Here is a 308-nt window from a genome sequence, read left to right on the forward strand (position 1 = left end):
CTTCTATATTCTATTGATTCTTCTTTTCATTCCCTTGCTGGTGGCCTCTATTTTCTTGTTGAGACCCCCTACCGTTGTTCCCTTGCTCGTTTCCGTCATTTTCTTTCTGGGATCCTCTTCCATTGTTCCCTTGCTGATTCCCGTTATTTCCTTGTTGAGGATCTCTTCCATTGTTCCCTTGCCCATTTCCATTATTCCCTTGTTGAGACCCTCTTCCGTTGTTCCCTTGCTCGTTCCCATTATTTCCTTGTTGAGACCCTCTTCCGTTGTTCCCTTGTCCATTTCCATTATTCCCTTGTTGTGATCCT

Annotated in this window: 1 pseudogene; it reads right to left on the reverse strand. The window is 44.5% G+C overall.

From position 1 onward, the window contains the following. Positions 1-10: 10 nt before the first annotated feature. A pseudogene (locus MR107_RS30650) lies at positions 11-308 on the reverse strand (hypothetical protein); the annotation flags it as partial.

This window comes from Bacillus cereus group sp. BfR-BA-01441, from assembly GCF_022663075.1.
Lineage (GTDB): Bacteria > Bacillota > Bacilli > Bacillales > Bacillaceae_G > Bacillus_A > Bacillus_A cereus.